General features: G+C 60.5%; 20 protein-coding genes. All 20 read left to right on the forward strand.

Annotated features, from left to right (window positions below):
• Positions 1-6 precede the first annotated feature (6 nt).
• Positions 7-546: a cupin domain-containing protein gene (locus UP10_RS17395; RefSeq protein ID WP_044588545.1), complete on the forward strand. Its 540-nt coding sequence runs from the start codon at positions 7-9 to the stop codon at positions 544-546.
• A gap of 133 nt (positions 547-679) precedes the next feature.
• The gene (locus UP10_RS17400) at positions 680-1,132 is read left to right on the forward strand and encodes an ABC transporter substrate binding protein (RefSeq protein ID WP_044588546.1); all 453 of its coding nucleotides are present in this window, start codon (positions 680-682) and stop codon (positions 1,130-1,132) included.
• A gap of 131 nt (positions 1,133-1,263) precedes the next feature.
• On the forward strand, positions 1,264-1,926 hold the full coding sequence (locus UP10_RS17405; RefSeq protein ID WP_044588547.1) for a response regulator transcription factor: 663 nt from the start codon (positions 1,264-1,266) through the stop codon (positions 1,924-1,926).
• Positions 1,926-3,347 carry a sensor histidine kinase gene (locus UP10_RS17410; RefSeq protein WP_044588548.1) on the forward strand — a complete coding sequence of 474 codons (1,422 nt, stop codon included), beginning with the start codon at positions 1,926-1,928 and terminating at the stop codon, positions 3,345-3,347. Before UP10_RS17405 ends, UP10_RS17410 begins: the two co-directional genes overlap by 1 nt.
• A gap of 135 nt (positions 3,348-3,482) precedes the next feature.
• Positions 3,483-4,562, forward strand: a complete 1,080-nt coding sequence (locus UP10_RS17415) for an ABC transporter substrate-binding protein (RefSeq protein WP_044588549.1) — start codon at positions 3,483-3,485, stop codon at positions 4,560-4,562.
• A 446-nt stretch (positions 4,563-5,008) separates the two neighbouring features.
• Positions 5,009-6,316 (forward strand): MFS transporter, encoded by a 1,308-nt coding sequence (locus tag UP10_RS17420; RefSeq protein WP_044588550.1) that lies wholly within the window; start codon positions 5,009-5,011, stop codon positions 6,314-6,316.
• A 141-nt stretch (positions 6,317-6,457) separates the two neighbouring features.
• The gene (gene acnA, locus UP10_RS17425) at positions 6,458-9,187 is read left to right on the forward strand and encodes an aconitate hydratase AcnA (protein ID WP_283807656.1); all 2,730 of its coding nucleotides are present in this window, start codon (positions 6,458-6,460) and stop codon (positions 9,185-9,187) included.
• 33 nt (positions 9,188-9,220) lie between these two features.
• On the forward strand, positions 9,221-10,252 hold the full coding sequence (locus UP10_RS17430) for an isocitrate/isopropylmalate dehydrogenase family protein (protein ID WP_044588551.1): 1,032 nt from the start codon (positions 9,221-9,223) through the stop codon (positions 10,250-10,252).
• Between the two features lie 35 nt (positions 10,253-10,287).
• Positions 10,288-11,697: a GntP family permease gene (locus tag UP10_RS17435; RefSeq protein ID WP_044588552.1), complete on the forward strand. Its 1,410-nt coding sequence runs from the start codon at positions 10,288-10,290 to the stop codon at positions 11,695-11,697.
• Positions 11,698-11,794: 97 nt separating this feature from the next.
• Positions 11,795-13,453: an acetolactate synthase large subunit gene (locus UP10_RS17440; RefSeq protein ID WP_044588553.1), complete on the forward strand. Its 1,659-nt coding sequence runs from the start codon at positions 11,795-11,797 to the stop codon at positions 13,451-13,453.
• A 58-nt stretch (positions 13,454-13,511) separates the two neighbouring features.
• Entirely contained in the window at positions 13,512-13,880 is a 369-nt protein-coding gene (locus UP10_RS17445) for a phasin family protein (RefSeq protein ID WP_044588573.1), read from the forward strand.
• A gap of 114 nt (positions 13,881-13,994) precedes the next feature.
• The gene (acs, locus tag UP10_RS17450; RefSeq protein ID WP_044588554.1) at positions 13,995-15,968 is read left to right on the forward strand and encodes an acetate--CoA ligase; all 1,974 of its coding nucleotides are present in this window, start codon (positions 13,995-13,997) and stop codon (positions 15,966-15,968) included.
• Complete coding sequence (gene ppa, locus UP10_RS17455; protein ID WP_044588555.1) at positions 15,965-16,504, forward strand: inorganic diphosphatase; 540 nt, start codon at positions 15,965-15,967, stop codon at positions 16,502-16,504. The genes acs and ppa overlap by 4 nt, the downstream gene beginning before the upstream one ends.
• A gap of 28 nt (positions 16,505-16,532) precedes the next feature.
• Positions 16,533-17,147 carry an adenylate kinase gene (locus tag UP10_RS17460; RefSeq protein WP_044588556.1) on the forward strand — a complete coding sequence of 205 codons (615 nt, stop codon included), beginning with the start codon at positions 16,533-16,535 and terminating at the stop codon, positions 17,145-17,147.
• A complete protein-coding gene (locus UP10_RS17465; RefSeq protein ID WP_044588557.1) occupies positions 17,144-18,316 on the forward strand; it encodes an iron-containing alcohol dehydrogenase in 1,173 nt (390 codons plus the stop codon). Before UP10_RS17460 ends, UP10_RS17465 begins: the two co-directional genes overlap by 4 nt.
• Before the next feature lie 42 nt (positions 18,317-18,358).
• Positions 18,359-19,093: a poly(R)-hydroxyalkanoic acid synthase subunit PhaE gene (locus UP10_RS17470; RefSeq protein WP_044588558.1), complete on the forward strand. Its 735-nt coding sequence runs from the start codon at positions 18,359-18,361 to the stop codon at positions 19,091-19,093.
• A 10-nt stretch (positions 19,094-19,103) separates the two neighbouring features.
• A complete protein-coding gene (gene phaC / locus UP10_RS17475) occupies positions 19,104-20,222 on the forward strand; it encodes a class III poly(R)-hydroxyalkanoic acid synthase subunit PhaC (RefSeq protein ID WP_044588559.1) in 1,119 nt (372 codons plus the stop codon).
• The gene (locus UP10_RS17480; RefSeq protein ID WP_044588560.1) at positions 20,222-22,147 is read left to right on the forward strand and encodes an acyl CoA:acetate/3-ketoacid CoA transferase; all 1,926 of its coding nucleotides are present in this window, start codon (positions 20,222-20,224) and stop codon (positions 22,145-22,147) included. The genes phaC and UP10_RS17480 overlap by 1 nt, the downstream gene beginning before the upstream one ends.
• Before the next feature lie 4 nt (positions 22,148-22,151).
• Complete coding sequence (locus tag UP10_RS17485; RefSeq protein WP_044588561.1) at positions 22,152-23,099, forward strand: alpha/beta fold hydrolase; 948 nt, start codon at positions 22,152-22,154, stop codon at positions 23,097-23,099.
• Between the two features lie 67 nt (positions 23,100-23,166).
• On the forward strand, positions 23,167-23,385 hold the full coding sequence (locus UP10_RS17490; RefSeq protein ID WP_156180081.1) for an aldehyde dehydrogenase family protein: 219 nt from the start codon (positions 23,167-23,169) through the stop codon (positions 23,383-23,385).
• Positions 23,386-23,415 lie beyond the last annotated feature (30 nt).

The raw sequence follows: 23,415 nt of genomic DNA on the forward strand, positions 1-23,415 counted from the left end.
GGTCAAATGTCGCGCCTGATTGTTACGACTCATCAGGACGGGAAATCCTCGGTTGGATTGGACCAACCCATACCCGCAATGCCCTTTAAATCGGTGCCGGGGTTCGACACCACGTTGGTGTGGGGCACCGCGACCGATCCATCCATTCCATGGGATGGCCGCAACGCCGCGGATGGGCACAAGAGCGTGCTACCCGACGTCGGAGAAACGCGGTTGATGAAGGTGACCTTTCCGCCCGATTCGGTGATGATGTCGGCAGACTTCGATCCTGCGGCTGCCGGCGCGGAATACATGTCCCGCATACCGGGACTCGCGGAGCGCTTCGAGCCGGATAGCCCGGGCATGCACACGACCGACAGCGTAGATTATGGCGTCCTGATTGAGGGAGAGATCTCGCTCGAACTCGACGACGGGAAGACGGTAGCGCTCAAACCGGGCGACGTCGTTGTGCAAAACGGCACACGACATGCATGGCGGAATCCTGGGACCAAGCCCGCCACCCTGATCTTCGTGTTGATCGGAGCGAAGCGGACCAAGCGCAAGTAACCCCTTAGATGGAATGTATCATGAGGCTTCTCTTGGCCATCGTGAGAGCAGTCGCGGGCGTGCTTTTGCTAGAAGGCGCCTTCGCGCAAACGCAAACCGTGCTGCGCGTCGGGTTCGTGGCCGGTGCGGGAGGTTGCCCGAAGATGGCGGTGACCAATCAAGCCTTTTCGATGGGCTGTCGGATGCGGGCTACAAGGACGGTAGCACGATGGCCGTCGTCTCCCGGACGGCCGAAGGCAACATGAGTCTCATGCCCGAACTGATCGCGCAGGTCTTGGCGGAAAAGGTCGGTTATCTAGTCGTGTCCAGCTCTCCCGGATGTGCAGCGGCGCAGAAAGCGACATCAACTGTGCCGGTTTTGTGCATTTCAGTCCAGGACAGCCCCATCAAAGAGGGGCTGACGACGACGCTCGAGCACGGGACCGGAAATTTGGTTGGGGTGCACAGCTATCTGCCGGATGGCATATCCCAACAGTTGAGGATGCTCCAGCAATTGAAGCCGGGTCTAAGGAGGCTTGGTGTGCTGTTCAATCCCACCCGTAAGCAGTGTCTTAATCGCAAACTTCGCACGGTCGTTCGAGCGTAGCGCCGACGGGATGGTGCGCTGCATCTTCCGATGCAGTAAGCCCAAGATTGACAGAGCGCGCTGCTCGTCCGAAAACTTCGGAAAAGGCTACCGCTTACGGCTGGGGGCGGCGACCAAGCGAAGGCTATTCAGTGAGAATTCTGATCGTTGAAGACGATGCCGCCCTGGCGCGGGGCCTGGCCGAACGGCTCAAGCTGTCCGGGTTTGCGGTCGATATCGAATCCGACGGCGCTTCGGCGGTCCAGACTGCGCTGCTCGAGCCTTACAGCCTAATCGTTCTGGACATCAACCTGCCAAATCTGTCGGGCTTCGACGTCCTGCACAAGATTCGGCAAGCCGGATCAATAGTTCCAGTCATGATTTTGACGGCCCGCTATTCGGTCGACGACAAAGTCAGCGGGCTCGATCTCGGCGCGGACGATTATCTCTCCAAGCCTTTTGACATCTCTGAATTCGATGCCCGTGTCCGTGCCCTCGTGAGAAGAGGGCAGGGGCTGCCTAATCCGACCTTGATCTGTGGTTCTCTGGCGCTCGACCGCGCCGCGGGCACGATTACCCTGGGCGGACGGCCCCTGGAGTTACGGCGGCGTGAATTTGCCGTGCTTGTCGTGCTGATGACCCGCGCCGGAAAACTCGTGTCGAAGGAAAGGCTGATTGCGGAGGTGTTTGGCTTCGACGAGCCTGTGGCGCCGAACACCGCGGAGCTCTATGTTGGCCGTGTCAGGCAAAAACTTGGACCCGATGGGCCGCGGATTCGGACGGTTCGTGGTCTAGGCTATTTATTGGAGGTCTAGTGATCGCCACCTGGCGGCCGTCGTTGAGACGAACTCTCCTGACGAATTTGGTGGCGCCCGCCATCGTTCTCGCCGTTGTGCTTGGCATCGGCGGCATGGTGTTGATCCACAGGGTTGTCGAGACAACCCATGATCGCCTGCTCGACGGATCGGTTCTCGCCATCGCCGAACGCGTCGGCGTGGAAGACGGTGAGCTGACCGTTGACTTGCCCCAGGTCGCGCTCGGAATGCTGGAGAGCCAGTCTCACGATAGCATCTTTTACAGCGTGACTTACCTCGGCGAATTGGTCACCGGATACAAGGACCTTCCACTGTCCGGATTCGATCATTTGAAGGCCGGCGAGACTGGGCATCGCGACGGCGAATACAGGGGTAAGCCGGTTCGCATTGGCGCGCAGGCGCGGCAGGTCTATGGCAGGCCGGGTCCGGTCCTGGTCGCTGTCGCCGAGACCGTTCAGGCCCGCCGTGCCGTCGAGCGCGAAATGCTTGCGGGCCTTGCGGTTCTCGAGGCCGGATTGATTGGCTTGGTTGCTCTGCTCGGCTGGTATGCAGTCGAGCGAGGCCTGCGGCCGCTGGGCGAACTGAAGCAGGAAATCGACGCGCGTGGCATTCAGGGCGGGCCAAATCTCAGTCCGCTCGATCTGTCTCGTGTGCCGCAAGAAGCCCTGGCGCCGGCGATCGCGGTGAACTCCCTGCTGCAACGGCTGGATCTCGCGATCGAACTGATCCGCCGATTCACGGCCGATGCGTCGCATCAGATGCGAACGCCCCTGGCGATATTGCGGACGCATCTCGATCTCGTGCGGCGCCTGGGCTCGGACACACCGGCGGGCCAATCTGCCCTTGGCGAAGTCGATAACGCGATCAACCGCCTTGAAAGGCTGCTCAGGCAACTCGTGACGCTGGCCCGGGCCGATGAGCAAAGCATTGCCCAGCCGGCGGTCGAGAACGTCGATCTGAACGGGATCGCCTTCAATGTCCTGTCGGAACGTGCGCCACAGGCTTTCGCGCGGGATATCGACGTCCAGTTCGATCGATTTGAATCACCGGCCCTGATTCCGGGAAACAGCGTCCTCATCGGTGAATTGCTGGCAAACCTCATCGATAATGCCATCCGCTATAACCGGGCTGGCGGCATGGTGCTGGTTCGCACGGTTGTTGACCCGGCGGTCGCGCGCGTCGAGGTCGAGGATACCGGCCCTGGAATTCCTGCGGCCCACTTGTCGCGCGTCTTCGAGCGCTTTTATCGAATCCCCATGACGAACGGACCTGACGGTAGTGGTCTTGGACTGGCGATCGTGAAAGCGCTGTCAGACCGCCTCGGCGCTCAAATCGTGCTTTCACCCGGCGCAGAGGGGCGGGGCCTTCTGGTTTCGGTGAGCTTTCCTCTTGCCAAGCACGACAGTGAAAGTTCTAGTTGAGGCCGGACCGTATTCACCGCTGGCCATTCGGATGAGCGTGACCCTTGGGGGAACGACACGAGGGTAGGAGCGCGACGATTACGGCCCGGATAACCTGAAGCCCGCGAAGCGGCTCATGGATGGGGAAACGTTACGATGAGGGCTGCGAACGCCTTGGCCCTGTGCGTTGGAATCCTGCTGGCTGTGCCGACCTTGGCCCAGCAGGTGCAGGAGGTTGCCCCTCCCAGGGAGCAGGTGCCCGCTGCTGTCGAAGCCAGGGAGCAGCTCAATATCGTTTCGACCACTGAAGATTCGGAGGTGGTCGACTTGTTGGCTGATTTTCGGGCACGTTATCCCGGTATCGAGACGGTCTATTCCAAGATAAATTCGAACGATATTTATAATCACATCGTGGATCCCTCGTCCTCCAGGGAAGCATCTGGTGACGTCATCTGGAGTTCGGCGATGGATTTGCAGGTCAAGCTCGTCAATGACGGCTATGCCCAACCGTATGAGTCGAAAGAAATTGCACATATCCCGGACTGGGCGACCTGGAAGGACGAAGCTTACGCGATTACCGCGGAGCCGATTGTCATCGTTTACAACAAGAACCTCGTTGCAGAGTCGGATGTACCGCAAACCCGCGCGGAGCTGAAAAATCTTCTGAGCCAGAAGCCGGACACTTATCGAGGAAAGATTGCATCTTACGATCCCGAGCGGAGCGGAACGGGCTTCCTGTTCATTACACGCGATGCCCGGATCACCAGGGCGACGTGGGATATGGTTCGCGCGTTTGGCGACGCTGGCATCAAGCTCTATTCGACTACGGGAACGATCCTTGATCGAATTTCATCCGGCGAACATCTGATCGCCTACAACATGATCGGGTCCTATGCGATCGAGCGGGCCAAGGAAGATGCTTCGATCGGCATCGTCTTCCCGGCCGACTACATCACCTTGATGTCGCGGATCGCGTTCATCCCCGTGGCGGCGCGGCATCCGGAATCTGCAAAGCTGTTTCTCGATTATCTGCTCTCGGAACGCGGCCAGAAATTCCTTCTGGCGCGATCGGTCGGCCCTGTTCGGCTTGATCTGGGCGCGGATGGCGTCATACCGGCGGACCGCGCTGATGCAGTAAGGCCGGTCCATATTGGGCCAGAATTGCTTACCTATCTCGATCAATCGAAGCGGGCCAGCTTTTTGAAGGAATGGCGCCGCGCATTGCAGGATAGATAGAGATCCAAGAATTTGGATTTCACGGCACGCACAACAGCAAAGACGAAGTTCTCAGGACATTCGTCCAACTTGCGATCGACTCGATCGTCGAGCGCGCGTTGGTGCGGCCATCGCTGTGATACCGAAGCTGAGCGCTAACCACACCTTCCTGATCCCGGATTCGATCGGATTGTTTTGCGGCGACGTCGCTGCGACAGGTTGACGACAGGTCAACTGATATACGGTGAACTGTCGGACAACCGAGCGAGAGCGCTCGGGGTCCAGCTTTGAAGCCGCTATCGCGCAAAACCGGGCACATTTCTCTGATCGGGTTCGGCCAGGATGCGATTGCGGTTTGGACGATAGCGGCCCGCCTCCCCGGGGATACTTTGGGTGCGGTCAAGTTTGAAACACCTGCCAGACGGGTGAAAAAGACAAAAGATCATAACGAAAAAAGGGAGGACTGCATGACGGTTACCACCGGACAATCCAAGCTCGGCATGGTGCTCCGCGTCACCAGCGGCAATTTTCTCGAGATGTTCGACTTCTTTCTTTCGGGTGTCTACGCGTCGTACATCGCGAAGGCATTCTTCCCGCTGGAAAATGAATACGCGTCACTGTTGCTGACCTTTGTTGCGTTTGGCGCTGGCTTTCTGATGCGTCCGCTCGGTGCGATCATTCTCGGCGCTTACGTCGATCGCATTGGCCGGCGGAAGGGCTTGATCGTTACGCTGTCCATCATGGCGACCGGCACGGTTCTCATCGCGTTCGTGCCGAGCTACGCGACCATCGGCCTTTTGGCGCCGTTGCTGGTTCTGATTGGACGTTTGCTGCAGGGATTTTCGGCTGGCGTCGAGCTCGGTGGCGTCTCGGTATACCTTTCGGAAATGGCGACACCGGGAAAGAAAGGCTTTTACGCAAGCTGGCAATCGGCAAGCCAGCAGGCGGCGATCATCGTTTCGGCGGCGCTGGGTTTTGCCCTGAACGCATGGCTCGCACCGGCGCAGCTTGATGACTGGGGCTGGCGCATTCCATTTTTCATCGGCTGCCTGATCGTACCGTTCGTGTTCTTCATTCGACGATCCCTGCAGGAAACCGACGAGTTCCTGGCGCGCAAGCATCATCCCACGCCCCGAGAAATCTATCGCTCCATCCTCGCCAACTGGAGCATCGTGCTTGCGGGGATGATGATGGTGATCATGACCACCGTGTCGTTCTACCTGATCACGGTCTATACGCCGACCTTCGGCAAGACGGTCCTCAAACTTTCCGCGGCCGATAGCCTTATCGTGACAATTTGCGTGGGCGTGTCCAACTTCATCTGGCTGCCGATCATGGGCGCGTTGTCCGACCGGATCGGCCGCCGTCCGATCCTGATCGCGTTCACGACGTTGGGATTTATCACCGCCTATCCCGCGCTTTCCTGGCTGGCCGCAGACCCGACCTTTACGAAAATGCTGATGGTCGAGCTCTGGCTGTCGTTCATCTACGCCAGCTACAACGGCGCGATGATCGTCGCATTGACTGAAGTCATGCCGATCGGCGTGCGAACGTCCGGGTTCTCGCTCGCCTACAGCCTCGCAACGACCTTTGGCGGCTTTACCGCGGCAATCTGTACCTGGTTGATCGCGGTCACCGGAGACAATGCGTCGCCCGGCTACTGGATGAGTGCCGCGGCTCTCTGTGGTCTGGCCGGCACCTACTTCGTCTACAAGTCGCAGGAACGCCAGTCGCTTTCCGGGGTCAACGCGGCCGAGAGGATCATCGGGGCGTAGCTCCATCAAATCAGCTAATCGCCTCTCGAGAACCGCCCGGTTTGGGAGGCTGGCGGCTCGTTCCGTCGGTTTGGCGAAACATTCCGCTCCGGTCGTTTCTTCCGCTCCGCTGGTCTCCTGTCGTTGCTTGCCGATCCCAGAATGAAGGGTAACTTCGTGATGAAGCAATATCTCAACAGCTTTGACGCCCGCCAAAATCTCACGGTCGGTGGAAAGAACTACGCCTATTATTCGCTGCACGCAGCGGAGAAGAACGGCCTTCCCAACGTCTCGCGGCTGCCGTTCTCTCTGAAGGTAATCATCGAGAACATGCTGCGCAATGAAGATGGCCGCAGCACTAGCAAGGCCGACATCGAGGATGCGGCGCGGTGGAGTCAACACAAGGGCGCGGCGGAGAAGGAAATCGCGTTCCGGCCGGCCCGTGTGCTGATGCAGGATTTCACCGGGGTCCCGGCAGTCGTTGACTTGGCCGCGATGCGGGACGCCATGAAAAATCTCGGGGGCGATCCAGAGAAGATCAATCCCCTCGTGCCGGTGGATCTGGTCATCGATCATTCGGTGATCGTCGATGTCTTCGGCAATGGTCAGGCGCTGAGCAAGAACGTCGAGCTGGAATACCAGCGCAACGGCGAGCGATACCGGTTCCTGAAATGGGGGCAGGGCGCATTTTCAAACTTCCGGGTGGTTCCTCCCGGTACCGGCATTTGCCATCAGGTCAACCTCGAATTCCTCGCACAGACGATCTGGACCAGCACACCTGAAGGTGGCGGCGTAGAGTTGGCCTATCCCGATACACTCGTCGGCACCGATTCCCACACCACGATGGTCAATGGCCTTGCCGTGCTCGGCTGGGGCGTTGGAGGCATCGAGGCCGAAGCTGTCATGCTCGGCCAGCAAATCTCGATGTTGCTGCCAGAAGTCATCGGCTTCAAGCTGACCGGCCGTTTGAAGGAAGGCGTTACCGCAACCGACCTCGTGCTGACCGTGACGCAGATGTTGCGCAAGCGGGGCGTGGTCGGAAAATTTGTCGAATTCTACGGCTCGGGGCTCGACGACATGACCGTGGCGGATCGCGCTACCATTGCCAATATGGCGCCGGAATATGGCGCAACGTGTGGCTTCTTCCCGATCGACCAGAGAACCATCGACTATTTGACGACCACTGGTCGCGAGCCCGACAGAGTCGCGCTCGTCAAGGCTTATGCCGAAGCCCAAGGCATGTGGCGCACAGCGGACACGCCGGATCCGGTATTCACGGACAGTTTGCAGCTCGACATGACCGATGTGGTGCCCTCGCTGGCTGGACCGAAACGGCCGCAGGACCGCGTTACGCTCGACAGCGCGAAGACCTCGTTTCTGGGTGCCATGGATCAGGAATTCCGCCAGGCGGCGCAGATCGGCAAACGGCATTCCGTCGAGGGTGAAGCGTTCGACCTCGGCCATGGCGATGTCGTGATCGCGGCGATTACGTCATGTACCAACACCTCCAACCCCAACGTGATGCTGGCGGCCGGTCTGCTGGCGCGCAACGCTGTCGCCAAGGGATTGAGTACGAAGCCATGGGTCAAGACATCGCTCGCGCCGGGTTCGCAGATCGTCGAGGAATATTTCAAGAAAGCCGGGCTTCAGACCGACCTCGACAAGCTCGGCTTCAATCTCGTCGGCTTCGGCTGCACCACCTGCATCGGTAATTCGGGACCGCTGCAGGAAGCGATCTCGGAGACGATCTCTGACAACAATCTCGTCGCAGTCGCAGTGCTGTCGGGCAATCGTAATTTCGAGGGGCGGGTCAATCCCGACGTGCGGGCGAACTATCTCGCATCGCCGCCGCTCGTCGTTGCCTACGCGCTCGCCGGTTCGATGGCACTCGATCTGGTGAAAGAGCCGCTCGGAATGGGGAGCGACGGAAAGCCGGTGTACCTCAGGGATATCTGGCCCTCGAGCCGGGAGGTGCAGGATTGCATCAACCGTACCATCGGCAGCGAGCTGTTCAAGTCGCGCTATTCGGACGTCTTCAGCGGCGATGCGAACTGGAAGAGCATCGGCGTCACCAAAGGGCAGACCTACGAGTGGGACGAGGTTTCGACCTATGTTCAGAACCCGCCCTATTTCGTCGGGATGACGAGGGAGCCGACGCCTCCCACTGATGTCATCAAGGCGCGAATCCTTGGCATATTCCTGGATTCGATCACCACGGATCACATCTCGCCTGCCGGATCGATCAAGGAAAGCAGTCCTGCGGGGCATTACCTGCGCGACCGTCAAATCCGCGTAGTCGACTTCAATCAGTACGGCACGCGGCGCGGCAACCATCAGGTGATGATGCGAGGAACGTTCGCCAACATCCGCATCAAGAACCAGATGGTGAAGGACGCGACTGGCAAGGTGGTCGAGGGTGGTTACGCTATTCATCAGCCGAGCGGCGAGCGAATGTCGATCTACGATGCCGCCATGCGCTACCAGGCCGAGAAAGTGCCGTTGGTGGTCTTCGCCGGCAAGGAATACGGCACGGGTTCCTCGCGCGATTGGGCTGCTAAAGGCACCAACCTTCTCGGCATCCGGGCCGTAATCGCCGAGAGTTTCGAACGCATTCACCGTTCCAATCTGGTCGGCATGGGCGTGATGCCGCTGGTGTTCGAGGAGGGGGCCTCGTGGCAATCCCTGGGTCTGAAGGGAGACGAGATCGTCACACTGCGCGGGATCGAGAGCGGACTGGTTCCTCGCCAAAAACTTTCGGTCGAGATCGTTCGGCCTGACGGTTCCGGCAGAACCATGGTTCCGCTGATCTGCCGCATCGATACGCTCGATGAGCTCGAATATTTCCGCAACGGTGGAATCCTCCAATACGTCCTGCGTCAGCTTGCGGCCTGACGATCACCAGATCATTTCATCGAGAGAACAGACATGACCACTGACAAAAGGCTTCCCGCGACACTCATTCCAGGCGACGGCATCGGCCCGGAGATCGTGAAATCGGCCGTCGATATTCTCGAAGCGCTTGGTTCCCCGTTCGAATGGGACATCCGGCAAGGCGGGTTGGCGGCCATCGAGGAAAGTCACGATCCGTTGCCGCAGGCGACGCTCGACAGCATCCGGCGCACGCGGCTGGCATTGAAGGGTCCGCTGACGACGCCGGTCGGCGGCGGATTCAGATCGATCAATGTTCGGCTGCGCGAGGAGTTCGGCCTTTATGCCAACGTGCGTCCGGTTCGAAGCATGGTTCCCGGGGGACGATTCGACGATATCGATATCGTGCTGGTGCGCGAGAATCTCGGCGGCCTTTATGTCGCCTTCGAACACTACATCCCGATCGGGGACGATCCGCACGCAGTCGCCATTTCGACCGGCGTCAACACCCGTGAGGGATCGCGCAAGATCATCGAATTCGCATTCGACTATGCGCTCAAGAACGGCCGCAAGAAGGTTACGGTCGTTCACAAGGCCAATGTCCTGAAGGCCTTGACCGGCGTGTTTCTCGAGGTCGGTCACGAGATCGCGAAGAAATACGAGGGCAGGATCCAGATGAATGATCGCATCGTCGATGCGACCGCGATGCAGCTCGTCATGAACCCCTGGCAGTTCGACGTCATCGTCACCACCAATCTGTTCGGCGACATCCTGTCCGATCAGCTCGCCGGACTGGTGGGCGGTCTTGGCATGGCACCCGGAGCCAATATTGGCCCGGATGCCGCGATATTCGAAGCCGTGCACGGCTCGGCTCCGGACATTGCCGGCAAGGGTATCGCCAATCCGCTCGCCTTGCTGCTGGCGGTCGGCCTGATGCTGGAGCATATTGATCGGCCGGAACTCGCTAACCGCCTCAGAGCAGCGATCGATCAGGTTTTGCGCAAGGATGGGATCCGCACGCCGGATCTCGGTGGCAAGGCATCCACCACCGACTTCACGCAGAGCATCATTCGTCGCCTCAATCAGTAGGCGGGGCGGTGGCGCATTGAGGGGGAGGGGACGAATTGTCTGAAGCAGATATCCAACTGCTGCTAACCGCGCTCGGCGGAGTGGCGTTGCTGGTGGCCCTCATCGTCACCCGCATCCGGCTGCACCCATTGATCGCATTGCTGGTGGTCTCCCTCGCCGTCGGCATCGCAGCCGGGATGGATATGAGTTCGATCGCCGGAGCCACCGTGGCCGGGGCTGGCCATACCCTGGGCGTCGTGGGCATCGTCATTGCGCTTGGCGCCATGCTCGGCAAGATCCTGGCCGATTCCGGAGTCACCGAGGCGATTGCCGACGCGATCCTCACCCGCTCCTCCGACAGGATGCTGCCATGGGCCATGGCCTTTGTGGCCTTTGTCGTCGGCATCCCGATGTTTTTCGAGGTCGGTCTGGTCGTGCTGCTGCCGCTGATCTTCAGCGTGGCACGCAAACTGGAAGGTAACGCGACGGTCAAGGGCTCGCCTTACGTGCTGATTGGCGTGCCGGTTATCGCGGCCCTGGCATCCTTGCACGGCATGGTGCCGCCGCATCCCGGTCCGCTGACGGCGATCGCCACCTTGAAGACGAGTGTCGGGCCGACCATGGTCTACGGCTTCATCTCGGCGATCCCCGCGATCATCCTCGCGGGCCCGCTCTATGTCCGGTTGATTGCGCCGGGAATGTCGGTGCGCCCCGACCAGGCGTTGCTTGACCAGTTCACCGCGTCCGGCGCGCAAGCCTCGTCGGACTCCGCAGCGCCGCTCGCAACAAAGGCGCCTATCGGGGTCGGAGTCCTCGCGGTGCTGATGCCGGCGATCCTGATGTTGGCCAATACCCTGGGCGAGACGCTGCTTCCCAAAAACTCCTGGGGTGCCAAGGTCACCGCGTTTCTGGGCGATCCCCTGATTGCGATGCTCGCCGGCGTCCTGTTCGCCTCGGTCACCCTGGTTTACCTGCGCGGCGGCAGCACCGAAAAGCTTCGCGAAGCTCTCGGCGCTAGCCTCAAGCCGATTGCGGGCATCCTGCTGATCATTGCCGGCGGCGGCGCGTTTCAGCAGATATTGGTGAAGGCCAAGGTCGGCGACGCCATCGTGCATCTCACCCAGCACTTTGCGCTGCCGCCGCTGCTGCTCGGCTGGATGATTGCCATGTTGCTGTCGGTCTCGACGGGGTCGGCGACCGTCGGCATCGTCGGCGCGGCCGGCTTGCTCGCGCCGCTGGCAGCTGCCGACCCGTCTCTTAACCTGCCGCTGCTCGCGCTTTCGATCGGCTCGGGTTCGTTGTTCTTTAACTACGCCAATCACGCCGGGTTCTGGCTGGTGAAGGAATCCTTCGGGATGACGATGGGCGAAGCCACCAAGACAATATCGGTCATCCAGTCCATCGTCGCGCTGGTCGGGTTGGGCATGGTGCTACTGTTGAATCTGTTTCCCGCACTGCCGTCGTGAACTCCCCGAAACCAGCGACGCACGGGCTGCGTGAACCACTAACAGCGTGAAACAGAGTTCAGTTATTGACGCTTAATAGGAAAGTCAGGAGGACGACATGCCGAAGGGATCAGATCTGTTGGTCGCAGCGCTCGAGAACGAGGGCGTCGATCGAATCTTCGGAGTTCCCGGCGAAGAGAATCTGGATGTCGTTGAGAGTTTGCGGGGCTCATCGATCAAGCTGATCCTCACCCGCCACGAGCAAGGTGCGGCCTTCATGGCCGCGACCTATGGGCGGCTCACCGGCAAGCCCGGCGTGTGCATCACCACGCTCGGCCCGGGCGCACTGAACCTGACGACGGGAGCGGCTTACGCGCTGCTTGGCGCCATGCCCATGGTGATGTTGACCGGACAGAAGGGCATCATGAGCAGCCGGCAGGCGCGATTCCAGATCGTGGATGTCGTCACGGCGTTCAAGCCGCTGACCAAGCTGTCGCGCCAGATCGTCAGCACCAGCAGCATCCCGACCCTGGTGCGCGATGCCTTTCGCATTGCCATGGAGGAACGGCCAGGTCCAGTTTTGCTTGAGTTGCCCGAGGATGTGGCGGGCGAAGAGTGCGAAGATACCGCGATGGTCCAGCAGCATCCGATCGAGATTCCGGTTGCGCACCGTGCCGCGCTCGACCGCGCCGCCGAGCTGATCCTGAAAGCCAAGCGGCCGTTGATCATGCTGGGTGCTGCGGCATCGCGTCCACGCAGCACGGCGGGAATCGGAGGCTTCGTGCGCCGAACGAAGATTCCGTACTTCACCACACAGATGGGCAAGGGAACCGTTCCCGGCGGCAGCAATCTGTACATGGGCACAGCCGCGCTCAGCGAGCGCGATTATGTTCACGAGGCGGTCGACCGCGCCGATCTGATCATCGCGATCGGTCACGACACCATCGAGAAGCCGCCCTTCATCATGGGCCCGAAAGGTCCCCAGGTGATCCATGTCAGCTACACGCCGGCCAACGTCGAACTGGTCTACTTTCCGCAGTGCGAGGTGGTCGGCGATGTCGGGCCGAGTCTTGAACTGCTAGCCGACCGGGTCGAGGGCCGGCTGCATAATGCCGGCGCGTTGCTCAGCCTGCGCGAAGGCATTCTGAGTCGCGTCACCGATCGCGCCACGGAAGATCGCTGGCCGCCGACGCCGCAACGCATCGTGCACGACGTGCGAAAGGTCATTCCCGAGGACGGCATCGTCGCGCTTGACAACGGCATGTACAAGATCTGGTTCGCGCGAAACTATCGAACCTATGTAGCGAATACGCTGCTGCTCGACAACGCGCTTGCGACAATGGGTGCAGGCCTGCCGTCCGCGATGATGGCAGCCATGCTGTATCCGGAGCGCAGGGTGATGGCCGTCTGCGGCGATGGCGGTTTCATGATGAATTCGCAGGAGATGGAAACCGCGGTTCGCCTGAAGCTGAACCTCGTCGTCCTGATCCTGGAAGATTCGGCTTACGGCATGATCCGCTGGAAGCAGGCGGTGGATCATTTCCCCGATTTCGGACTGACGTTCGGCAATCCGGACTTCGTCAAATACGCCGAGAGTTATGGAGCAAAGGGCTCACGGGTCGAAAGCACGGGCGACCTTATTCCGACGCTTGAACGCGCGTTCAAAAGTGGCGGCGTGCACCTGGTCGCTGTTCCCATCGATTACACCGAAAACACCCGCGTGCTGATCGATGAGCTCCGCGAGAAGCTGGAGGCGGTCGCTGAACCCGCGGAATGACTCCCGGGGGTCAGCAGGGATGGACGACGTCTATGCACGGCAACCTGTGGAGAGTGCAATGAGTGACAAGCTGAATGAACAGGCTGAAAAGATGCGCAAAATGGCGCAGACGACGCTCGATAAGGCGAAAGAGGCCGTATCGCAGTACATGACCGAGTCCCAGAAGATGCGCGAGAAAGCCGACTCCGGTGTGCGAGCGTCCTATTCAGCCGTGAAAGAGATGAACGAAAAGGCGGTTGCATTTGCCGAAGCAAATGTCGTTGTCGGTTTCGATCTCGCGCAACGGCTGCTGCAGGCGAAAGGCCCGCAGGAGATGGGTGCCGTCTATCAAGCTCATCTGAAAGAGCAGATGGAAAAAATGAACGAGCAGTTCCGGGAGCTTGGAAATGTGATGAGCAAGCCGGCACCGGTCGATCTGAACAAGTAGGACATTGCAGCGCGGCAGGACTGGAAGCATCTGTCTGCGTTTGGCCGGGGGCAGGCAGCGTCCGTGGCGCCTGCCTGCAGGCTGTTGCGCGGTGTCGCGAGGAGGAGGCTCTGGATGGATTCGTCGAAAAGCTCAAACGCGCTGGTGTACGCCGTGCCGGCGAAATGGGCGACGCGCGCGCACGCGGACACACCGAAATACGCCGAGATGTACAAGTTCTCCGCCTCGGCACCGCAGCAGTTCTGGGACTATCACGGCAGGCGGATCGACTGGATCAAGCCATTCACGAAGGTGAAGAACACCTGCTTCGATCCCGGCAAGGTCTCGATCAAATGGTTCGAGGACGGCACCACCAACGTGGCGATGAACTGTATCGATCGGCACTTGGCCACGCGCGGCGAGCAGACCGCGATCATCTGGGAGGGCGACCATCCCGGCGAATCGAAGAAGGTTACCTACCTCCAGTTGCACGAACAGGTCTGCCGGTTCGCAAATGTCCTCAGCAAACACGGCGTAGCGAAAGGCGATACGGTCACGATCTATCTGCCGATGATCCCGGAAGCTGCCTACGCGATGCTAGCCTGTGCGCGGATCGGCGCGGTGCATTCCATTGTGTTCGGCGGCTTCTCGCCCGATGCGCTGGCGGGTCGCATCGAGGGCTGCGGGTCGAAGGTCGTGATCACGGCCGATGAAGGTTTGCGCGGCGGCCGCCAGGTGCCGCTGAAAGCCAATGCCGACGAGGCCGTCAGGAAGGCCGCCGGTATCGTCAAGTCGATGATCGTGGTCAAACGCACCGGCGGCCCGATCGACTGGGTCGACGGCCGCGACGTCTGGTACGAAGACGAGATTGCGAAGGCGTCAACCGAATGCGCGCCCACTGAGATGAACGCCGAGGATCCGCTGTTCATCCTCTATACTTCGGGGTCAACGGGCGCCCCAAAGGGTGTCGTTCATACGACAGGGGGTTACCTCGTCTTTGCGTCGATGACGCACCAATACGTCTTCGATTATCACGAAGGCGATATCTACTGGTGCACCGCTGATGTCGGCTGGGTTACGGGCCACAGCTATATCGTGTATGGCCCGCTCGCCAATGGCGCGACCACCCTGATGTTCGAGGGCGTCCCGAACTATCCGTCGATGTCGCGTTTCTGGGAGATTGTCGACAAGCACAAGGTCAACATCTTCTATACCGCGCCGACCGCGATCCGGTCGCTGATGGGCGCGGGCGAAGGACCGGTCAAGCAGACCAGCCGCGCGTCGTTGCGGTTGCTGGGTTCGGTCGGCGAGCCGATCAATCCGGAGGCGTGGGAATGGTACTACCGCGTCGTCGGTGATCAGCGCTGTCCGATTGTGGATACGTGGTGGCAGACCGAGACCGGCGGCATTCTGATATCGCCGCTTCCGGGCGCGACGGCGCTCAAGCCTGGTTCGGCAACTCTCCCGTTCTTTGGGGTCGTGCCGGAAGTGGTCGATGCGAGCGGTGTGGTGCTTAGCGGGGCGTGCGAAGGCAACCTCGTCATTGCGGATTCCTGGCCCGGCCAGATGCGTACGATCTACGGTGACCACGAGCGCTTCATGCAAACCTACTTTTCGAATTACCCGGGAAAATATTTCACCGGCGACGGCTGTCGCCGCGATAGCGACGGGTACTACTGGATCACCGGCCGGGTCGACGATGTCATCAACGTGTCCGGCCATCGCATGGGAACGGCAGAGGTCGAAAGCGCGCTGGTCGCGCACCCGAAGGTGTCTGAAGCTGCGGTCGTCGGCTTTCCCCACGACATCAAGGGACAGGGTATCTACGCCTATGTCACCCTGATGACGGGCATTGAACCTTCCAGCGAGTTGCAGAAGGAACTTGTCGTCTGGGTGCGCAAGGAGATCGGCCCGATCGCCGCGCCCGACGTTATTCAGTTCGCGCCCGGCCTGCCCAAGACACGCTCGGGCAAGATCATGCGCCGCATCCTGCGCAAGATCGCCGAGAACGAAGTCGGCGCGCTAGGCGACACCTCGACACTGGCCGACCCGGCCGTGGTCGATGATCTGATCAGGAACCGGCACAGCCAGAAGGCGGCATCGAAATGAACATCGATGCAATTCCGATCGGCGACAATCCGCCCGAAGACGTCAATGTCATCATTGAGGTTCCGATCGGGGGTGAACCGATCAAGTACGAGATGAACAAGGAGGCCGGCGCGCTGTTTGTCGATCGCTTCCTGTACACGCCGATGCGATATCCCGGAAATTACGGCTTCGTGCCGCACACCTTGTCCGACGACGGCGACCCGATCGATGTTCTGGTGGCAAACTCTCGGCCCATCGCGCCCGGCGCGGTGATCAATGTGCGGCCGATCGGAGTGCTGAAGATGGATGACGAGGGCGGGGGCGACGAGAAGATCATCGCTGTGCCGGTCTCGAAACTGACGATGCGCTACGCCCATGTCGCCGAGATCGCCGACATGCCGCGAATCACCATCGAGCAGATCCAGCACTTCTTCGAGCACTACAAGGACCTGGAGCCGGGGAAGTGGGTCAAGGTGATCGAGTGGGGCGACAGCGCCGAAGCGCGCCGGCTCATCGTTGAGGCGATCGCACGGGCCAAGAACCAAGGCAGGTACTGAGAAATCGCAACGCACGAGGAGCGGGTTGATGAGATTGGTTCTGTTGGGACCGCCGGGCGCGGGGAAGGGCACGCAGGCAACGAGAATTGTCGACCGCTTTTCGATTCCGCAATTGTCGACTGGCGACATGCTGCGCGAGGCGGTCGCGGAAGGCACCGAGCAGGGGTTGCGCGTCAAGCACATCATGGATCGCGGCGAACTCGTGCCCGATGATGTCGTGGTTTCGGTGGTCGCCGGCCGGATCGATCATTCGGACGCCGCGAACGGCTTCATCCTCGACGGGTTTCCCCGCACGGTTGTGCAGGCCGAAGCGCTCGATCAGGAGCTTGCCGCAAGGGGCATCAAGCTTGACGCGGTCCTCGAGCTCGAGGTCGACGAGGATGCACTGCTCGACCGTATCCGCGGCCGTGCCGAGGAAGCAGCCAGCAGGGGTGAGCCGGTGCGCCCCGACGATAATCCCGAAGTCTTCGAGACCCGGCTGCACGTCTATCGCGAGCAAACCGCACCAGTCACCGAATACTACCGGTCAAAGGGATTACTCAACATTGTCGACGGTCTGCAGCCGATCGTCGTCGTGACCGAACAACTCGCGGCTGCGCTGGCAGCATTGCCGTCCCTTCAGATCAGGAGTGAGATCCAATGAAACCGTTCACGTTCCAGGCGCCGCCGAATATTCTGTTCGAGGTCGGCGCATCGAAGAAGCTGGCTGAGCTGGTCGCCGGATACGGAGCAAAGCGTGTCCTCCTGGTCACCGACAAGGGTGTTCGCAACGCGGGCCTGACCGCGAATGCCGAAGCGGGCCTGGTCGCGGGTGGTTGCGAATTGACCGTGTTCGATGACGTGGAGGCAGACCCCCCGTCGCACATCATCGAGCGGGCGGTCGCACTTTGCCGCGACAAGGGGATCGAACTGGTGGCTTCGATCGGGGGCGGCAGCGCGCTCGATACCGCGAAGCTCGTGGCCTATCTCGCGAAGACCCCTGAGCGACTCGAAGAAATTTACGGCGTAGGTCTGGCCAAGGGTGAGCGTCTCCCGCTGCTGCTGGCGCCGACGACGGCGGGGACCGGCTCGGAGGTGACGGCGATTGCGATCGTCACGACGCCGACGACGGAGAAAAAGGGTGTCGTGTCCCCGCGGCTGCTGCCGGACTGGGCGATCCTCGATCCGGAGCTGACGCTCGGCCTGCCGGCCCACGTCACGGCCGCGACCGGGATCGACGCCATGGTGCATGCGATCGAAGCCTATACCAGCAAGCACAAGAAGAACCCGATGTCGGATCAGCTCGCTCGCCAGGCGCTTACGCTGCTGTCGGCCAATGTACGCAAGGTCTGTGCCGATGGCTCCAATCTCGAGGCGCGCTCGCAGATGCTGTTGGGCTCGATGCTGGCCGGGATGGCATTCGCCAATTCGCCGGTTGCTGCAGTCCATGCACTGGCCTACCCGATCGGCGCAATCTTCCATGTGCCGCATGGACTGTCGAACGCCTTGGTGCTGACCCAGGTGCTGCGGTTCAATTTACCGGAAGCAGAGGAGCTTTACGCCGAGTTGGCGCCGATCGTCGATCCCAAGTCGCAGGGGATGGGGGTCAGTCAGCGGGCGCGGCTCTTTGTGGATGCCGTCGCCGCGATCTGCAGGGACTGCAACGTGCCGGCGTCGCTTGCCGACGTCGGTATCGCACGGTCTGACCTGAACAAGCTGGCGGAGGACGCGATGAAGCAGACGCGGCTTCTCGTCAACAATCCACGTGAAATGAAGTTCGAAGACGCGCTGGCGATCTACACGGAAGCCTTCGGAAACAGAGCTGCCGCCTGACCATGTGGCGTCCATATCGATACCGGTGTTGCGAGGAATGCGATGAGCGAAAAGAGCGAACCGAATGCGGCCGCTGCTGACCCAACTCCGGGGTGGGCTGACCTTTGGCAGTCGTTCTCGGAATCTTCGAAGCAGATAGCGGAGGCGTGGTCGAGTTCCATGGCCCCGTTCATGCTCGCCCGCCTGCTGGAGCACCCGCAGGGATTTGCGGCCGGCAACGAGATGTCGGAAGCCATCGAGAAAATGGCGCAGGGGCCGCGGCTGGCCGACGTCTGGGATATCGATCGAAAGATGGCGCTGGTTTTCGGCGCGTGGATTGACATGCGCCAGAAACTGGCGAGCTACAACGCCGTCGCGGCGGCGCCATGGACGGAGGCCTCGAAGAGATTCCTCGAGGCGATGTCGGCAGTCACCGACAACGGCAGCAAGCCGCCTCCGGAATGGCGCGAGGCGTTTGCGAAGTGGAGCGAAATCTCCAACGAGGAATTGATCCGAAATCAGCGCGGCGAAGGATTTTTGCAAGCACAAAAGGAACTCTTGCAGTCGGGGCTGAAATTGCGCAGCCGGCAGGATGACGTCGGAGAGGCCGCGGCAGCGATGTTCGGTATGCCGGGACGCAAGGATTTCGACGAAGTGACGCGTCAATTGACCGAACTTCGGCGAGAAGTTCGCGCGCTCAGCCATCGGGTCAACACGCAGCAGCGAACTTCCCGTTCGGCGCGTCCTGGAGTGGGTGACGCCAGCGTAAGCTCCGAGAGCCGGCCGAATGCCCAGTGAGAGACCTGTCATGACAGAGGACGATCGGGCCGCTCGGTTCTTCCGCGACATGGTTGCCAACACCGAAAAGATGGTGAAGGCGACGCAGATGTTCGGGCAAACCAAAGACGAGGACGTCGCTATCGGCACGACGCCGAAACACCTCGTCATGCGTCGCGACAAGGTGGAACTGTTCCATTACGAGCCGATGGCGGAAGCAACGGCCAAGACGCCGGTGCTTCTGGCTTACGGCTTGATCGGGCGATACACCATGGCTGATCTTCAACCGGATCGGTCGTTGGTGCGCAGCCTGCTGTCGAAGGGGCTCGATCTTTGGCTGATCGACTGGGGCCAGCCGGGCCGAACCGAACGTTGGCTCAGCATCGACGATTATGTGAACGATTACATCGATGCCGCTGTCGACCGCATCTCGCAGGAGACCGAACACGATAAGGTGACGCTGCTCGGTATTTGCGAGGGTGGCGTCTTCACGACGTGCTACGCCGCGCTGCATCCGGAGAAGGTAAAAAACCTCGTCATCACGATCACGCCGATCGATTTTCACGCCGACGTCAAGGACAAGGCCGCCCATCACGGCTTTCTCAACATCTGGACCCGCAGTCTCGACCCCGAGGATATCGACAATCTCGTCGATACTTACGGCGTCGTGCCGGGTGAGTTCATGAGTTCGGTGTTCTCGATGATGACGCCGATGCGCTCGTTGACGAAATACAATGTCGATCTCATCGACGTCGTCGACGACGAGGCCAAATTCATGAATTTCCTGCGCATGGAGAAGTGGCTGGCAGACCGGCCACATCATCCAGGCGAGGCGGCAAAGCAATGGTTGAAGGATCTCTATCAGGAGAACCGCCTGGTGGATGGTAGTTTTGAGCTGTCCGGCCGTCGGATCGACTTGAAGTCGATTACGGCGCCCGTCCTCAACGTCTTCGCGCTGGACGACCACATCATTCCGCCGGACTGCTCGCGTGCGCTCGGTGCGAAGATTGGAAGCCAGGACTATACCGAAATCCCCTTGCCTGGAGGCCATGTCGGTCTCTTTGTCTCGAGCAAGTCGCAGGGAAAACTTAGCCAGAGCATCGCCGATTGGCTGGTCGCCCGCGATGCTACGACGGGAAGTGAAGCCTGATGCGCAACAAGATCGTCGATGCCGCCGAGGCGGTTGCCATCATTCGCTCCGGCGACACCGTGGCCTCGTCCGGCTTCGTCGGCGTGGGGACGCCCGATGAAATCATCAAGGCGCTGGAGCATCGCTTCATCGAAACCGGAGAGCCCCGGGATCTCTCGCTGGTGTTTGCGGCGGCGCCGGGGGATGGCGGCGATCGCGGCCTCAATCGCCTCGCGCATCCCGGCCTCATCAAGCGGTTGGTCGGCGGACATTTTGGTCTGGTGCCGAAGCTGGCGCGGATGGCGGTCGACAACCATGTCGAGGCTTACAACCTGCCGCTCGGTTGCGTTTCGCATCTGTTTCGTGAGATCGCAGGACGCAAGGCCGGCCTTCTCTCCAAAGTCGGACTCGGAACCTTCGTCGACCCGGCCAATGGCGGTGGAAAGCTAAATGCGCGCACCACGGAAGAGCTGGTGCGGTTGATCGAAATCGACGGCGAACCGTGGCTGTTCTACAAGGCGTTTCCGATCAACGTGGCGATCATCAGAGGCACCACGGCCGACCACAACGGGAATATCTCGATGGAGAAAGAGGCGTTGACGCTCGACAATCTGGCCCTCGCTACCGCCGCCAAGAACTGCAAGGGGTTTGTTATTGCGCAGGTCGAACGCATCGCCGCATCCGGCTCGCTCAATCCGCGTCACGTCAAGATTCCGAGCGTCTTGATCGATTGCGTGGTCGTCGCCCAGCCTGAAAACCATGTGCAGACCTATGCCACCGGCTACAACGGCGCTTTCTCGGGCGAATTGCGCGCGCCCGCCGATCGCAACGTCCCGATACCGTTGGATTGCCGCAAGATCATTGCACGCCGCTGCGCGCTGGAATTGCCGATGGGCGGCGTGGTCAATCTCGGGATCGGCATGCCCGAGGGTATCGCGTCGGTTGCCGCAGAAGAAAAACTGTTCGACTTCGTGACCCTGACGGCCGAGCCCGGCATTATCGGCGGCATTCCACAGGGAGGTCTTGATTTTGGCGCGGCGATCAACGCCGAATCGATTATCGACCAGAACCAGATGTTCGATTTTTACGACGGTGGCGGTCTGGATCTGGCCTGCCTCGGCATGGCGCAGGTCGATGGCCGCGGCGATGTGAATGTCAGCCTGTTCAACGGCCGTCTTGCTGGGGCCGGCGGCTTTATCAACATCTCCCAGAATGCACGCCGGCTGGTCTTCGCCGGTACGTTCACCGCCGGCGGTTTTAAGGCCGCTGTAGTGGATGGCGAGTTGAAGATCCTCAAGGAAGGAAAGTCGTCAAAATTCATCAGCAAAGTCGATCAGATCACGTTTTCGGGGAAGCTTGCTGCAACCAACAAACAGCCGGTGCTTTATGTGACCGAGCGATGCGTGTTCAGGCTGGTTCCGGAAGGTCTTGAGCTGATCGAAGTCGCTCCCGGCATCGATATCGAGCGGGACATTCTCGCGCTGATGGGCTTTCGACCCATTGTCCGCTCGCCGAAAGCCATGGATGCGTCGCTCTTCAACGAGGCGCTGATGCGGTTGGATGACCGGCTTCTCAACCGGCCGTTGGCGGACCGGCTCTCGTACGATGCGGAACGCAACACGCTGTTTCTCGGTCTCGACGGTTATCGAGTCCATACCGACGCCGATGTCGAGGCGATCCGGGCCGCTATCCTCGAAATCTTCCATCGCGCGGGGCGCCGGTTTATCGCTGTCATCAATTACGATTCGTCTGATATCGCGCCCCATATGGCGGACAATTGGTTTTCAATGGCTGCCGACGTCGAGCGGGCCTGCTACTTGCATTGCTCGCGCTACACCACGAGCGCGTTCATGCGCCTGAAGCTCGGGGACGCCCTGTCGCGCCGCGACGTTGCTCCGCATATTTTTGAAACGTCGGCTGATGCCCACCGGTTTGTCATCGAATAGACAGATGGAGTTGAAATCCCCCGAATTACGCGGAGCGTCGAAAGCGTCCGCGGACTGGCCTGAAGGACGGCAAATGGCTCCCGACCGGACCGGATCGGTGCGAGGGTTGACCCGGCGCAGCTTTCATCGCATTGCGTTTGCGGATTGGGGCCCAGCGTCCGCCGTGCGGCCGGTGCTCTGCGTCCATGGGCTCACGAGAAACGGCCGTGATTTCGACCATCTCGCCGCAGTTCTCGCAGGTACGGGGCGCCGGGTCATCTGTCCGGATCTGCCGGGCAGGGGACAAAGCGAACGGCTGCGCGACAGCAGCGACTATGCATTGCCGCAGTACTGCAGCGACATGACCGTGTTGATGGCCACGCTTGACGCGGCAGAAGTCGACTGGATCGGCACGTCGCTTGGCGGACTGATCGGCATGGTTATGGCGGCACTTCCGGGCAGTCCAATCCGTCGCATCGTCATCAATGATATCGGACCTTATCTACCCTGGGCTGGATTAATGCGCCTCGGCGCAAATCTCCACGAAGCGCCCAGGTCGTTCGATTCGATCGAGCGGGCCGAGAGCTACTACCGGCGAGTTCTGGCGCCTTTCGGGCAGCTCGAGGACGCGCACTGGCGGCATCTGACGAAGCACAGTGTTGCGTGGAGTGCTGAGGAACGTTGCTTCAAGCGGCTTTGCGATCCGAATATTGCCCACGCCTTTCGCAATCCCTGGCATTACAGCGTTGACCTCTGGAAATACTGGGACGCGATCGATATCCCCATTCTAGTGATACGCGGGCAGCATTCGGATCTGCTCCCTGAGGCCGTTCTCAAGGATATGATGCGCCGTAATCGCAACCTGAGTGTCCACACAGTTCAGAACTGCGGTCATGCGCCGGCCCTGATCGCCGACGACCAGATCGAGGTTATCAAACAATTCCTTGATCTCAAAGACGCCGGCGCGCGCTAACGTGTCTTCGCCGTCAGCGAATCGACCCGCACTTCCTCCCGACAACACCAACCTGGCTGTGTTCACGATGATTTCGAAACTTGCGCTCAAAGACCTCACCTTGTTGAGTGACGCCTGTCTGATTGAAGGTGAGTGGGCGGTCGCCGATAGCGGCCACACCATCGTGGTCAATAATCCCTCGACCGGTGCCGTGATCGGAACCGTTCCGGAAATGGGCGTGGCCGAGACGCGGCGTGCGATCGAGTTTGCCAATGCGGCGTTGCCGGCGTGGCGCGCCAGGAGGTGATCTTGGGCTTCTACTATCGCAATGGCGCTC

The sequence above is a fragment of the Bradyrhizobium sp. LTSPM299 genome (assembly GCF_000938235.1).
Classification (GTDB): domain Bacteria; phylum Pseudomonadota; class Alphaproteobacteria; order Rhizobiales; family Xanthobacteraceae; genus Bradyrhizobium.